Genomic DNA, 13802 nt, shown 5'->3' on the forward strand with positions numbered 1-13802 from the left:
ACCGCAATTGGTTCTACCTGATTTATCAAAGTGGTTCCCACAAGTGGGGCCATCGTAGCATTAAATAACTGCTTTACCGCCCATCACTCTCATCGAGACCGAGATGAAGAATCAGGATCTGAATACCCGCCGTTCCCTGGCCACGCCGCGCGGCGTCGGCGTCATGTGCGACTTCTATGCCGTGCGCGCGGAAAACGCCACGCTGTGGGATGCCGAAGGCAAGGAATACATCGACTTCGCAGGTGGCATCGCCGTGCTGAACACGGGCCACCTGCACCCGAAGGTCAAGGCCGCGGTCACCGCGCAGCTGGACAACTTCACGCACACGGCCTATCAGATCGTGCCGTACGAAGGCTACATCTCGCTCGCCGAGCGCATCAACCGCGTGGCCCCCATCGATGGCCTGAAGAAGACCGCCTTCTTCACGACCGGCGTCGAAGCCGTCGAGAACGCCGTGAAGATCGCACGCTCGGCCACCGGCCGCTCGGGCGTCATCGCCTTCTCCGGTTCGTTCCATGGCCGCACGATGCTGGGCATGGCGCTGACCGGCAAGGTCGCCCCCTACAAGCTGTCGTTCGGCCCCATGCCCGGCGACATCTATCACGTGCCGTTCCCCAACGCCACGCAGTCGATCAGCGTGGCCGATTCGCTCAAGGCGCTGGACCTGCTGTTCAAGGTCGACATCGATCCGAAGCGCGTCGCGGCCATCATCATCGAGCCCGTGCAGGGCGAAGGCGGCTTCAACATCACGCCGCCCGAACTGATGACGGCGCTGCGCAAGGTTTGCGACGAACACGGCATCCTGCTGATCGCCGACGAAGTCCAGACGGGCTTTGGCCGCACCGGCAAGCTGTTCGCGATGGAACACCACACCGTGCAGGCCGACATCATCACGATGGCCAAGAGCCTGGGCGGCGGCTTCCCCATTTCCGGCATCGTCGGCCGCGCCGAGATCATGGACGGCCCCGCCGCGGGCGGCCTGGGCGGCACTTACGCCGGCAATCCGCTGGCCGTGGCCGCCGCGCACGCCGTGCTGGATGTCATCGCCGAGGAAAAGCTGTGCGAACGCGCCACCCAATTGGGCGACAAGCTGCGCGCCCACCTGGAAGGCCTGCGCGGCAAGGTGCCCGGCATCGCCGACGTGCGCGGCCTGGGTTCGATGGTCGCGCTGGAACTGAACGACGCGGCGGGCAAGCCCGACGCCGAAGCGGTCAAGCGCGTGCAGAAGCGCGCCCTTGACGCCGGCCTGATTTTGCTAAGCTGCGGTGTATACGGAAACGTCCTGCGCTTCCTGTATCCCTTGACCATTCCCGACGCCCAGTTCGCACGCGCGCTGGACATCCTGTCCGAGGCGCTTGCCGCTTGAGGCGCGAGCCCTGACTAACCGGTTATTCGGCCGGCGGGCATAACGATTGCGGGCGTAGCAGGTTCCCGGCTTGGATCTCAAGCCTGAACACTGCCGCGCCCGTCGTCGCTTGGCCCGCCGCACCCATCAAGGAGACTCCCAAATGACAGCACTGTCCCATCCCCTCGCCCGCCCCGACCTGCTGCGCGACGCCTGCTACATCAACGGCAAGTGGGTTGGCGCCGGCGAAGGCGCATCGATCCCCGTCGACAATCCGTCCACCGGCAAGACCATCGTGTCGGTGCCCAAGCTGGGCCGCAAGGAAACCGAACAGGCCATCGCCAGCGCCCAGGCCGCCCTGCCCGCCTGGGCCGCCAAGACCGGCAAGGAACGCGCCGCGATCCTCTTGAAGTGGGCGCAGCTGATGATGCAGAACCAGAAGGACCTGGCTGCCATCATGACGTCCGAACAAGGCAAGCCCGTCACCGAGGCCGCCGGCGAAATCGCCTACGCGGCCTCGTTCCTGGAGTGGTTTGCCGAGGAAGCCAAGCGCGTCGACGGCGACATCCTGCAAAGCCCCAAGGCCGGCCAACGCCTGATGGCGCTCAAGCAGCCCATCGGCGTCACCGCCGCGATCACGCCCTGGAACTTCCCCGCTGCGATGATCACCCGCAAGGCCGGCCCGGCCCTGGCCGCCGGCTGCACCATGATCGTCAAGCCCGCCCAGCAGACGCCGCTGACCGCGCTGGCGCTGGCCGTGCTGGCCGAAGAAGCCGGCGTGCCGGCCGGCGTCTTTCACGTCATCACCGGCAGCTCGCGCGACATCGGCGCGGCCCTGTGCGAAAGCGACGTGGTGCGCAAGCTGAGCTTCACCGGCTCGACTGAAGTGGGCCGCACGCTGATGGAGCAATGCGCGCCCACCATCAAGAAGCTGTCGCTCGAACTGGGCGGCAACGCGCCCTTCATCGTGTTCGACGACGCCGACCTGGACCGTGCGGTCGACGGCATTCTGGCCTCGAAGTACCGCAATGCCGGCCAGACCTGCGTGTGCGCCAACCGCATCTACGTGCAGGCCGGCGTGTACGAGGAAGTCGCCAAGCGCCTGGTCGACAAGGTCAACGCCATGAAGGTGGGCGACGGCTTTGAAGACGGCGTGACGCAGGGTCCGCTGATCGACCGCAACGCGGTCGAGAAGGTGCAGGAGCACATCGCCGACGCCACCTCGCACGGCGCCAAGGTCATCGCGGGCGGCAAGCCGCACGCGAAGGGCGGCACGTTCTTCGAACCCACCGTGGTGCGAGACGTGACGCAATCGATGCGCTTTGCCAGCGAGGAAACCTTCGGCCCGGTCGCGCCGCTGTTCCGCTTCGAGTCCGAGGACGAAGTCATCGGCATGGCCAACGACACCATCTTCGGCCTGGCCGCGTACTTCTTCACGCGCGACTACGCCCGCATCTGGCGCGTGTCCGAAGCGCTGGAGTACGGCATCGTCGGCATCAACACCGGCCTCATCTCCAACGAGGTCGGCCCGTTCGGCGGCGTCAAGCAGTCGGGCCTGGGCCGCGAAGGCTCCAAGTACGGCATCGAAGAGTACCTGGAGATCAAGTACCTCTGCGTCGACCTCGGCGCATGAAACCAGGCGCGCGCGGCGGCCCGCCGCGCGCGCCTGTCGACCGCGTGGCCGATGTGCGCGCCGTGTTCATTCCGATACCATCCAGGCGTGTTAGATTTGCGCGTTCCCTGGAAGAGTCCGTATGAGCAGAACCTTCACCCTTGAGGACACCCGCAGGCTGGCGGCCATCCTGGCGGAAACCGCGCAGGCGGAAGTCATGCCGCGGTTTCGCAACCTGCCCGAAGGCGCCGTGCGCGGCAAGACCTCCCCGCGCGATCTGGTCACCGACGCCGACGAGGCCGCCGAACGCCTGATCGCCGCGCGCCTGGCCAAGCTGCATCCCGGCGCCGTGCTGATCGGCGAAGAAGCCTCGGCGCGCAATCCCGCCCTCTTGAACATGCTGGTCGACGCCGACCTCGCATTCCTCATCGACCCCATCGACGGCACGCGCAACTACGTCGCGGGCCTGCCGCTGTTCGGCATGATGATCGCGGCCTGCCATCGCGGCGACGTGATCGCGGGCGTGATCTACGACCCGGTCAGCCGCGACAGCGCGCTGGCGGTGCGCGGCGAAGGCGCCTGGCTGGAATTCGAAAACGGCAAGCGGGCGCCGCTGGCGGTTGCCAGCCCCGCGCCCCCGCATGACATGGACGGCATGATCTCCACCGGCGCCCTGCCCGAGCCGCTGCGCACCACCGTCAATGGCAACCTCTCGCAGCTGGGCAGCACGGCCTCTCTGCGCTGCGCCGCGCACGAATACCGCATGCTTGCCGCGGGCCATTGCCATGTGGCGCTGTACAACCAGCTGACCGCGTGGGATCACGCTGCCGGCTGGCTGCTGCATCGGGAAGCGGGCGGCTATGCGGCGCATTTCGACGGCTCGCCCTACAAGCCCACCCACCGCACGGGCGGATTGCTGTACGCCCCTGACGCCGGAAGCTGGCATGCGGCGCGCAAGGCGCTGCTGGGGGACGCATTGGAATCCATCGAGACTTGACAGCGCGCTTGAAACCACCCCGAAAAACTGGGGTTATCCCTAGGAGTTATCCCCAGTTCCTGTGGACAACCCTATGGAAAGGTCTGTAACCGGCCGAAAAAAGCGTTGCCGGGCAAGCACTTGCTTAGACCGCTCAAAAACCGGCCGACCCGCTTCTTCTTAAAGCGCTTCCAGCGCCACCGCGCAGGGCAGTTCCACTTTCAGGGTCAGCAGGCTGTCGGCGCGGGTGCGTCCCAGATTGATGGCGGCGATGGGCAAGCCGCCACGCGACGCGGCGGTGACGAAGCGATAGCCCGAATACACCATCAGGGACGAGCCCACCACCAGCACCGCATCGGCGCTTTCAAGACCCGCATTGGCGCGCTCCACGCGCTCGCGGGGGACCGTCTCGCCAAAGAACACCACGTCGGGCTTGACGATGCCGCCGCAGCGCGGACAGGGCGGCACCGCGAACCGCGAGAAGTCGTGGCCGTCCAGGTCGGCGTCGCCGTCGGGCGCATCGCTGGCCTCCAGCTGCATCCAGCCCGGATTCAGCGCGTGCAGCTTTTCCTGCCAGTCGTGGCGGCCGCCCCGCCAGTCGCAGGTCATGCAGCGCACGGCGTCCAGGCGGCCGTGCAGGTCCACGACATCGCGGCTGCCCGCGGCCTCGTGCAGGCCGTCCACGTTCTGGGTCACCAGGATGTCGACGTTGCCGCGCGCCTGCAGACGCGCCAGCGCCAGATGCGACGCGTTGGGCCGCACGTGCCCGAAGCGGCGCCAGCCCACCATGCTGCGCGCCCAATAGCGCGCGCGGGCCAGTTCGCCGCCCATGAACATCTGCAGCGTCATGGGCGGCTGGCGCTTCCATTCGCCTTCGGTGTCGCGATAGTCAGGGATGCCCGAGTCGGTGCTGACACCGGCCCCGGTCAGGACGAAGAGCCGCGGATGGCGGTCGATGAAGCCGCGCAGCGCGGCCAGCTCCGGAACTGCTGTATCCAATCCTCGCTCCTCGAATTGACGCACCCGCGATTGCCGCACCCGCGCTCCGCAGATGGCGCCGCGCGGGCCGCGCCCCTTCAGCCGCCCAGCCCGCAATCGGGCATGTCGCTGACCAGGCTGGCCTGCGTCACATTGCTGCCCGGCGGCACACTGCGCGTGAGCCAGACATTGCCGCCAATGGTCGACCCCTTGCCGATCGTCACGCGGCCCAGGATCGTGGCGCCCGCGTAGATCACGACATCGTCCTCGATCAGCGGGTGGCGCGCCAGGCCCTTCTTGAGTTCACCGTTTTCGCCGGGCGGGAAGCGCTTGGCGCCCAGCGTGACCATCTGATAGAGCCGCACGCGGTCGCCGATGATGGCGGTTTCGCCAATCACGACGCCCGTGCCGTGGTCGATGAAAAAGCTGCGGCCGATGGTCGCGCCCGGATGGATGTCGATGCCGGTGTCGGCGTGGGCGATCTCGGCGACGATGCGCGCCAGCATCGGCACGCCCAGGCGATACAGGACATTGGCAAGACGGTGATGGATCATTGCCGCCACGCCCGGATAGCACAGCAGCACTTCGTCCACGTTGTGCGCGGCCGGGTCGCCCTGATAGGCGGCCATCACATCCAGGTCGAGCGCGGCGCGCACGGCCGGCAGCTGGGCGCCGAACTGGCGCACGATCTCCGTGGCACGCTGTTGCGTGTCCGCCTGCAGGGCCGGGTCATGACGGCCTTCGTATTGCAGTTCCAGACAGACCTGATGCAGCAGCGCATCGAGCGCGGCGCCAATGGTGTGACCGACGTAGAAGTCCTCGACTTCCTCGCGCAGGTCGATGGGCCCCAGGCGCATCGGGAACAAGGCGCCACAGAGATCCTTGACGATCTGGCGCAGGCTCTCTTGAGAAGGGAACTCGCGCAGGCCGGCATCGTCGCGCAGGCGGCCGCGCGGGCCGCGCCAGGCGACGCGGGCCTCGCGCAGGCCGGACACGATGCCGTCCAGGTTCCAGTGCGCGGTGGGGAAATGGGTGGGGCCGCTCATTGCCGGGCTCCGGACAGGGAGCCGGCGGTTCCGGCAGTCGGATGGATAACGAACATGGGTTTGCCTCGCTGACAGTGCGAAGCCCCCGGGGCAGAGCGCCGGGCAATGCTGCTTCGCAATAATTCCGTCAACTGTAACCGCTCTGGCGCGCAGGCCGAAAGTCATCCGATATGGCGTTGGGGTTATGCCGTTGCCGGCTCGACCTCGTAGCCCTGCGGATTGCCCTGCTGCCAGCGCCACCCGTCCGCGCACATGGCGTCCACCCCGTGCGTGCTGGACCAGCCCAACAGCGACGCCGCCAGCGCCGGATCGGCCCACATTCGCTCGACATCGCCCGGCCGCCGCGGCAGGACGCGCAGCGGAATCTTGCAGCCATTGACGCGCTCGAACGCGTGCACCAGTTCCATCACGCTGGTGCCCTGCCCCGTTCCCAGGTTTACCGCCACGAACCCGGGATGGGTTTCCGCATAGGTCAGCGCCTGCACATGGCCACGCGCCAGATCCATGACGTGCAGGTAATCTCGCACGCCGGTGCCGTCGGGCGTGTCGTAGTCGTCGCCGAACACGCGCAGAAACGGCTGGCGCCCCACCGCCACCTGCGTGATGAACGGAAAGAGATTGTTGGGCAGGTCGCGCGGGCTCTCACCGATCAATCCGCTGGGATGCGCGCCGATGGGATTGAAGTAACGCAGCGTGACGGCGCTGAACGCGGGATCGGCCACGCATACGTCCTTCAGCATTTCCTCGACCATCAGCTTGGTGCGGCCATAGGGATTGGCCGGCGCCAGCGGATGGGCCTCGGTGAACGGCAGGTATTGCGGTTCGCCATACACCGTGGCCGACGAGCTGAACACCAGCCGCGACACGCCCGCCTCACGCATGGTGCGCAAGAGGACGAGCGAACCCTGCACGTTGTTGTCGTAATACTTGAGCGGGTTTGCCACCGATTCGCCCACCGCCTTGCAGCCGGCCAGGTGCAGCACCGACTGCACCGGCATGCCGCGTGCCGCCGCCTGCGCCAGCACGCCGGCCACCAGCCCGGGCGATCGGATGTCGCCTTCGACCAGCGGGATCGGCGTGCCGCAAAGCTGCTCCACGCGGCGCACAGCCTCGCGGCTGCCGTTGCTGAAGTTGTCCAGCACCAGCGGCCGCAGGCCGGCGGCGATCATCGCCACCAGCGTGTGGGTGCCGATATACCCTGCGCCGCCCGTCACCAGCACGTGCGTGTCCGGCATGTCGATGCTCCGTCAGAGATGGGCCGCCATGCCCGGCACCCAAGCATGGCGGGGACGCGGGGCCTGCGCATGGCTGCGGTAGCGGTCGATCCAGTACGACGTGGAGGCATCATGGCCCCAGTCGACCACGCCCGCCGACACCGGCACCGCCAGCTCGCGCTCGATGCCGCTGGCAAGCCGCTTGCCCAGTTCCACGCCGTACTGGTCGAAGGGGTTGATGCCCCAGACCACGCTCTGCACGAACACCTTGTGCTCGTACAGGGCCAGCAGCGCGCCCAGGCTGCGCGGATCGAGCTGGCGCAGGACGATCAGCGTCGACGGCCGGCCGCCCGGATGCACCATGTGCTGCGCCAACGTCAGCGCGCGCTCCTGGTTGTCGATGTGCGCCACGTCCAGCATCGCCTGCTCCAGGCTCTTGCCGCGCAACAGCGCCTGGCGCTGCGCGAGGCAGTTGGCCAGCAGCATGCGATGCGCATCGGGGCTGTCGGCGTGCCCTTGCAGGCTGGCGATGAAGTCGACCGGCGCGCCTTCCTCGCTTTGATGCAGCCACTGGAAGAACGTGTGCTGGCCGTCGGTGCCCGGCATGCCCCAGATGATGGGCGCCGTCGGCACGCCGACTGCCGCGCCATCGCCCGCGACCCGCTTGCCCAGCGATTCCATCTCCAGCTGCTGCAGGTAGGTCACCAGGTGCAAGAGGCGCCCGCTATAGGCCGCGACGTTCAACGAGTTGAATCCCAGCACGCTGCAATTGACCAGCCCGGCCAGCGCCAGTTGCACCGGCGCGTTGGCCGCGAACGGCGTCTGCAGGAAATGCTGGTCCATCGCCTCGGCGCCCGCGCGCATGCCGATCAGCACGTCCACGCCCACCGTCAGCGCGATGGACAGGCCGGCCACCGACCAGACGGAATAACGCCCGCCCACCCAGTCGCACATCTTGAAGACCTGGCTGGACGGCACGCCCAGCGCGCGCGCGGCCGGCGCATTGGCGGTGACGGCTGCCAGATGATCGGACACGTCGGCCACCCCGCCCTGCTTGAGCCATGCAATGGCGGCGCGGGCATTGTGCAGCGTTTCCGTCGTGGTGAAGGATTTGGACGACACCACCACCAGCGTGCGGCGCGGGTCCAGCCCGGCCACGGCGTCATGGAACGCATGGCCGCAGATGTTGGAGACAAAGCGGATCTGCCGGCGCTGCAGCGGTCCGCCGAAGGCCTGCACCGCCAGGCGCGGGCCCCAGTCGCTTCCGCCGATGCCGATGTGCAGGACGGTGGAGAAATCCGCCGTCTGGTCCACGCGCCGCACAAAGTCGGTCATGCGCGAATACTCGCAGACGGAATCCGCGTCCTGCCCTTCGGGCTGTTCGCGCGTGCGTCCGGCGCGCAGCGCGGTATGCCATGCCGCGCGGTTTTCAGTCCAGTTGACCGGTTCCCCGGCAAACAGCGCGCGGCGCGCCTCTTCCAGTCCGCGCGCCTGCAGCAGCCCCATGCCGGCGCCGTCCAGCGACGGCGACTGGCGTTGCATGGTCAGGTCCACGCACAAGCCTGCCGCCTCGATCACCTTGAGCGCACTGGCGTCCAGTTCGGCGTTCTGCGCAGCCTGCGCGAAAGCCATCCACTCGGGGCTGTTTGCCAGTCCGGAGTCTGCCCTTAACGCCTCAATCGCCTGTTGAGCCTTTCCCATCGCGTGATGCTCCTTAGAACGGTAAACGAATGTGAGGTGCAATGCGCTTGAACGCCTTGCGAAAGTCCTCCTCGATACGAGCCAGCGCGGCCACGTTGTCTCCTTCGAACCGGAGTACCACCGTTGGCGTGGTGTTGGACGGTCGCGCAAGGCCGAAGCCATCCGCGTAATCCACACGGATCCCGTCGAGCTCGTTGATCGACACTGCGCCGGGGAATTCCCCTTGGTCGCGCAGCGCCTGAACAAGCTCGACGCCTTCCGTGGTCTCCAGTTTCAATTCGGGGGTGGCGCAGGACTGCGGCAAGCTTTCCAGCAAAGCCGAGGGGTCCGGCGCCGACGAGAGGATTTCCAGCAGGCGGGCGGCGGCGTAGATACCGTCGTCAAAGCCATACCAGCGCTCCTTGAAGAAAATGTGGCCGCTCATCTCTCCAGCAAGTAGCGCTCCCGACTCGCGCATCTTGGCCTTTATCAGGGAATGCCCTGTCTTCCACATGGTCGCCTTGCCGCCCGCCTCGGTGATGGCGCGGGCCACATGGCGGCTGCATTTCACGTCGTAGATCACCTCGGCGCCCGGGTTGCGCGCCAGCACGTCACGGGCAAACAGGATCAGTTGGCGATCCGGCCAGATGATCTGTCCCGATTTTGTGACCACGCCCAGCCGGTCGCCGTCGCCGTCGAACGCCAGACCCACCTCGCAATCCGAATAGCGCAGGCAATAGATCAGGTCCTGCAGGTTGTGGGGGTCGGCCGGATCCGGGTGATGCCCCGGAAAAGAGCCGTCCACTTCGCAGAACAGTTCGGTGACCTCGCAGCCAAGCGCCCGAAAGAGCCCCGGCGCCACCGCGCCCGCCACCCCGCTGCCGCAATCAATGGCGATCTTCATGGGCCGCGCCATGCGGATGTCGCCCACCAGGCGCGCCGCATAGCAGGGTGTGATCTGCATCTGCGTGCGCCCGCCCGGCACCGGCGCCGAATCGATCGGCTGGCGCATCGCATCGCGCAGCGCCGTCAGGCCGTCGCCGTACAACGAACCGCCCTCCATCACGATCTTGAAGCCGTTGTGCGTGGGCGGGTTATGGCTGCCCGTCACCGCAATGCCGGTGCCGGTGTCCATCAGCCGGGTCGTGAAATACACCATCGGCGTGGTCGCCATGCCGATATCGATGACGTGCATGCCCGCCGAACGCAGCCCCGCCTGCAGCGCCGCGGACAGTTCGACGCTGCTCAGCCTGCCATCGCGGCCCACCACGATCGACCGCACCCCCTGCTCGTGGGCCTTGGCGCCCACCGCCATCCCCAGGCTATGGGCAAACCTTGCATCCAATTCGTCCGGTACTGTTCCCCGTATGTCGTAGGCCTTGAAAACCGCATCCAGAATCTGCGGCGTGTCCCAGCCAAAAGTTCCGTGCATGCCAGATTCTCCGGGTGGCGTTCACTTGGGACCGTTGTGTTTGAAATCACCGTAGTACGCCGCACGGGAGTAGCGATAACCACCGTACTTGGACCGGAAGCCAAAGCGTTCCGGCATCAGCTTCAAGCCATTGAAGAGCACGCCGTCCACCGGGGCGCCGGCCTGGATCAGGCGCTTGGCCGTCTCGCGGATCTCGCCCACTGTGTTCATGCCGGACCGCACCACCACCATGACGGCCGCGGCGTGGGTGCCGACCACGGCCGCGTCGGGCGAGGACAGCACGGGCGCCGTGTCCAGGATCACCATGTCGTACTGCGTGGCCAGTTCCCGCAGGGTTTCGCCGAAGACGGGCGAAGCCAGCAGCTCGGACGGATCGAAGGTGACGGCGCCCGTCGCGATGAAGTCCACGCCTTCGGACACGCTGTGCTTTCTGACGCGGCTGAGCGGGATCGTGCCGGTCAGCACTTCGAACAGGCCATCTTCCTTGGGCACGCCGAAGTACCGGTTGAGCTGGCCCTTGCGGAAGTCGGCATCGATCAGCAGCACGCGCTTGCCGACGCCGCCCTGGATGAAGGCAAAATTTGCAGACAGGAAGGATTTACCCACGCCCGCCACCGGCCCCGTGAACATGACCATGTTGTTGGCCGACTGGCGCAGCGAGGCCTGCAGCACGTTGCGGAACGACCGCAGGCTTTCGATGGGTGGCGAGTTGCCCTGGCTTTGGGCCAGCAGCGCGGGCACGGTGGCGTTCTTGCGCCGGCTTCGGCGCCAGAGCTTGTCCTGCACGTCGCTGTACGGAATGGCCGCCAGCACCGGCAGGCCGGTATGGCGCTCGACGTCTTCCGGCTCGGACAGGCCGCCAAACAGGGCGTTGCGCACGAACGCGCACAGGATGGCGAAGATCATGCCGGCCGCGGTGGCCACGCCAATGATGATCGCGGCCTTCGGACGCACCGGCTTGTCGGGCTGCACGGCCGCATCCAGGATGCGCACGTTGCCCACCTTGCCGGCGCGGATCAGCTTGAGCTGTTGCGTGTTGTTGAGCAGCGCCGTGTACAGCTCGGTGTTGACGCGCACGTCACGCACCAGGCGCACCACGTCCTGTTCCAGATCGGGCAGCTGCTTGATGTTGTTGCCCAGGCGGTTGACGTCGCCCGTCAAGGACGCGATCTGACGGTCGATGCCCACGATGCTCGGGTGCGTCGGCGCAAAGCGCGTGATCAGTTCCTGGCGCTTCTGCCGCAGTTCCATCACGCGGGTCTGCGCGTCCACCGACTGCGCGAGGATCAGCTTGGCTTCCTCGCTCAGGTCGATCGTGCCGCGCTTGTTGCGCAACTGGTTGTACTTGGTTTCCGCGGCGTCGAGCTCGGCCTTCAGTTGCGGCAGCTGCTGCTCCAGGAACACCAGCGACTTCTCGGCCTGCGCCGACTTGCGGTTCACGTTCTGCTGCACGTATTCCTGGCCGATCTGGTTCAGCACCGCGGTCGTCAGCGCCGGATCGTTGCCCTCCAGCGTGACGCCGATCACGCCCGAGGCGCGGCCGCGTTCAAAGATGCCCATGTGCGACTGCACGTTCTCGATGGCCGCCAGGCGCGAGCTGCGCGACACCGTGAACTCGGTGCCGGGACGGCCTGACAACGCGTCGACATGCACGTCCATGGCGCCGCCGCCCGGCAGCAGGAAACGTTCGGGCTTGCCCACCGTGCCGGTGAACGTTGCGCCGGTCAGCTTGTCGCTGAGCGTGTAGCGGCCTTCGCCCAGCGTAGTCAGGCGAAACGGCTTGCCCAGCCATTCGTTGGGCACGTCCAACTGCGAGATCGCGATGGTCTCGCCGCCCCACGCATAGCCGCCGCGCGGCAAGCCGGACGGATACGGCAGGCTTTCATAGCGCTGCGCAAGCCACTCGCCCACCACGGGGAAATAGCGCGGCTTGGCGTGGATGTAGAGCAGGAACTTGTCGACCGCGGGACCGACGACCATGCGCGAACGCAGCACTTCCATTTCGCCGGACGTTTCCGCCTTGGTGTCGAACATCGACGACACATCGCCCAGCAGGCTTCGCGCCTGCCCGTTCGGGAGCTCCTCCTCGACCTGCACGATGATGTCAGCTGAATAGACCGACGGCGTCACCATCACGTAGGCCAGCGCGCCGAGAAATGCAAACAGGGTGATCGCAATGATCATCCAGCGGTTGGAAAAAATGGCGTCCACGTGGGACGACAAGGGGGTTTCCTGCTGACGGGCCGGTACTGACGGCTCGAACGATTCGATGGGCAACGACATGCAGCTCTCCAGGAGAGGGCGCCGCCGCGGTTGCGGCGCCCCCAAAGGCGGGTTTTTCAGGCGGACTAATCGATGGACTTGACGGTCTGTACGGTTTGCGCGCTCGGGAACAGGTTGCTGATGAAGCGGTTCCACCGCACCAGGCTGGCCGTATCCACGAACACGACGTCTTTGGGTTGCAATTCAAACTTCGCGCCTACCGCAAGGGCTTGCGGCGATGCGGCGTTCAAGTGGTAGACCAAAGGCTTTGCCTCCTCCGTGGCGCGCACGACGAAAATTTGCGAAGGGTCGGCCGTGAGCTGGTTCGGCCCGCCCGCCAGGCCCAGTGCTTCGGTCAGCGACATGCGGCCATCGCGCATGACCGAGGCGCCGGGCAGGAAGACTTCGCCCATCACGAACACCTTGCTGTCGTCGCGCGGCGTGACTCTCACGATGTCCCCTGCCTTGAGCATGACCTGGTTCAGATCCTGGCCGCGCTCGATCAGCGCGGGAAGGTTCACGCGAGTACGACGGCCATCGCGGATCACGTAGACCGCACTGCGATCGCCGGTAGGCAGAATGCCTCCGGCCCTGTTGAGCGCTTCCAACAGGGTCATGGGAACATCGTTGATCGCAACCGTACCCGGCGTCGTTACCTCGCCATCGACGAAGATGCGCTTGCTGCGAAATCCCAGAACGCGTACGGTGATCTGCGGGTCCTGTATGTACTTGCTAGAACTGTTGACTATGAGATTGCGCGCCTGAAGTTCAGTCAACCCCGCCACTTTCAGCAGTCCCGTATACGGAAACTGGATATATCCCGTGGATGAGACCGTATAGCCCGGAATGCCCGAGGCGGTATCCCCGATGGCTAATTCCGTTGCCCCCGATCCGATGGCGTAGGTTTGCGTCGGAAGCACGAGTTCCGGGTGATCCCACACGACGATCGACAGGATGTCTCCAGGCCCGATGAGGTAGGGACCAGGCTTGCCGACCAGGTGGCCAATGCCTTCGTTGTCCAGCAGCGCTTCACGCGCGCGCTGCTCATCAAGCACCAGCGACGGCGTGATTTCCTTGATGACAGCCTTGGAGTTCGGGTCCAGCGGATCCGCGAGTTGATTGGCGCTGAACGTCATGCCAGGAGACAAGGCGCAAGCGCTCAGCGAGGACACGAGCGCGATAGCGGCTATGGCTCGGCTCAACGTTCCGAAAAGTGTAGTCATGGCGAATCCACTGTGAATGACTTCGTTGCTTGGA

General features: G+C 66.2%; 10 protein-coding genes. 3 read left to right on the forward strand and 7 right to left on the reverse strand.

The features are described 5' to 3' along the window. Nucleotides 1–103 precede the first annotated feature (103 nt). The 3 genes from V6V88_RS18200 to V6V88_RS18210 all read left to right on the forward strand — a co-directional run bounded on the left by V6V88_RS18200 (nt 104) and on the right by V6V88_RS18210 (nt 3954). Nucleotides 104–1366: a 4-aminobutyrate--2-oxoglutarate transaminase gene (locus V6V88_RS18200; RefSeq protein WP_056323744.1), complete on the forward strand. Its 1263-nt coding sequence runs from the start codon at nt 104–106 to the stop codon at nt 1364–1366. A gap of 142 nt (nt 1367–1508) precedes the next feature. Next, nucleotides 1509–2978 carry an NAD-dependent succinate-semialdehyde dehydrogenase gene (locus tag V6V88_RS18205; protein WP_223576217.1) on the forward strand — a complete coding sequence of 490 codons (1470 nt, stop codon included), beginning with the start codon at nt 1509–1511 and terminating at the stop codon, nt 2976–2978. 121 nt (nt 2979–3099) lie between these two features. Further along, nucleotides 3100–3954, forward strand: a complete 855-nt coding sequence (locus V6V88_RS18210; RefSeq protein WP_056323738.1) for an inositol monophosphatase family protein — start codon at nt 3100–3102, stop codon at nt 3952–3954. 159 nt (nt 3955–4113) lie between these two features. On the opposite strand, the gene V6V88_RS18215 is transcribed toward V6V88_RS18210, so the two are convergent. The 7 genes from V6V88_RS18215 to V6V88_RS18245 all read right to left on the reverse strand — a co-directional run bounded on the left by V6V88_RS18215 (nt 4114) and on the right by V6V88_RS18245 (nt 13768). Beyond that, nucleotides 4114–4932, reverse strand: a complete 819-nt coding sequence (locus V6V88_RS18215) for an NAD-dependent protein deacetylase (RefSeq protein ID WP_223576218.1) — start codon at nt 4930–4932, stop codon at nt 4114–4116. A gap of 77 nt (nt 4933–5009) precedes the next feature. Then, nucleotides 5010–5957, reverse strand: coding sequence for a serine O-acetyltransferase EpsC (gene epsC, locus V6V88_RS18220; protein ID WP_056323730.1), 948 nt, complete (start codon nt 5955–5957; stop codon nt 5010–5012). A gap of 182 nt (nt 5958–6139) precedes the next feature. Further along, nucleotides 6140–7192: a UDP-glucose 4-epimerase GalE gene (gene galE, locus V6V88_RS18225; protein WP_056323728.1), complete on the reverse strand. Its 1053-nt coding sequence runs from the start codon at nt 7190–7192 to the stop codon at nt 6140–6142. A 12-nt stretch (nt 7193–7204) separates the two neighbouring features. Next, nucleotides 7205–8872 (reverse strand): glucose-6-phosphate isomerase, encoded by a 1668-nt coding sequence (gene pgi, locus V6V88_RS18230; RefSeq protein ID WP_223576220.1) that lies wholly within the window; start codon nt 8870–8872, stop codon nt 7205–7207. A gap of 13 nt (nt 8873–8885) precedes the next feature. Further along, entirely contained in the window at nt 8886–10283 is a 1398-nt protein-coding gene (locus V6V88_RS18235; protein WP_062839161.1) for a phosphomannomutase/phosphoglucomutase, read from the reverse strand. Between the two features lie 21 nt (nt 10284–10304). Then, nucleotides 10305–12566 carry a GNVR domain-containing protein gene (locus V6V88_RS18240; RefSeq protein WP_223576221.1) on the reverse strand — a complete coding sequence of 754 codons (2262 nt, stop codon included), beginning with the start codon at nt 12564–12566 and terminating at the stop codon, nt 10305–10307. 65 nt (nt 12567–12631) lie between these two features. Then, nucleotides 12632–13768: a polysaccharide biosynthesis/export family protein gene (locus V6V88_RS18245; RefSeq protein ID WP_062839163.1), complete on the reverse strand. Its 1137-nt coding sequence runs from the start codon at nt 13766–13768 to the stop codon at nt 12632–12634. Nucleotides 13769–13802 lie beyond the last annotated feature (34 nt).

The organism is Achromobacter sp. E1 (genome assembly GCF_037039475.1).
Taxonomy (GTDB): Bacteria; Pseudomonadota; Gammaproteobacteria; order Burkholderiales; family Burkholderiaceae_B; genus Achromobacter; species Achromobacter mucicolens.

Excerpts from the sequence above, each read along its gene's own strand:
- V6V88_RS18235 (WP_062839161.1), bottom strand. The coding sequence starts at position 10,283 with ATGCACGGAACTTTTGGCTGGGACACGCCGCAGATTCTGGATGCGGTT.
- pgi (WP_223576220.1), bottom strand. The coding sequence starts at position 8,872 with ATGGGAAAGGCTCAACAGGCGATTGAGGCGTTAAGGGCAGACTCCGGA.
- V6V88_RS18205 (WP_223576217.1), top strand. The coding sequence starts at position 1,509 with ATGACAGCACTGTCCCATCCCCTCGCCCGCCCCGACCTGCTGCGCGAC.
- V6V88_RS18210 (WP_056323738.1), top strand. The coding sequence starts at position 3,100 with ATGAGCAGAACCTTCACCCTTGAGGACACCCGCAGGCTGGCGGCCATC.
- V6V88_RS18245 (WP_062839163.1), bottom strand. The coding sequence starts at position 13,768 with ATGACTACACTTTTCGGAACGTTGAGCCGAGCCATAGCCGCTATCGCG.
- V6V88_RS18200 (WP_056323744.1), top strand. The coding sequence starts at position 104 with ATGAAGAATCAGGATCTGAATACCCGCCGTTCCCTGGCCACGCCGCGC.
- epsC (WP_056323730.1), bottom strand. The coding sequence starts at position 5,957 with ATGAGCGGCCCCACCCATTTCCCCACCGCGCACTGGAACCTGGACGGC.
- V6V88_RS18240 (WP_223576221.1), bottom strand. The coding sequence starts at position 12,566 with ATGTCGTTGCCCATCGAATCGTTCGAGCCGTCAGTACCGGCCCGTCAG.
- galE (WP_056323728.1), bottom strand. The coding sequence starts at position 7,192 with ATGCCGGACACGCACGTGCTGGTGACGGGCGGCGCAGGGTATATCGGC.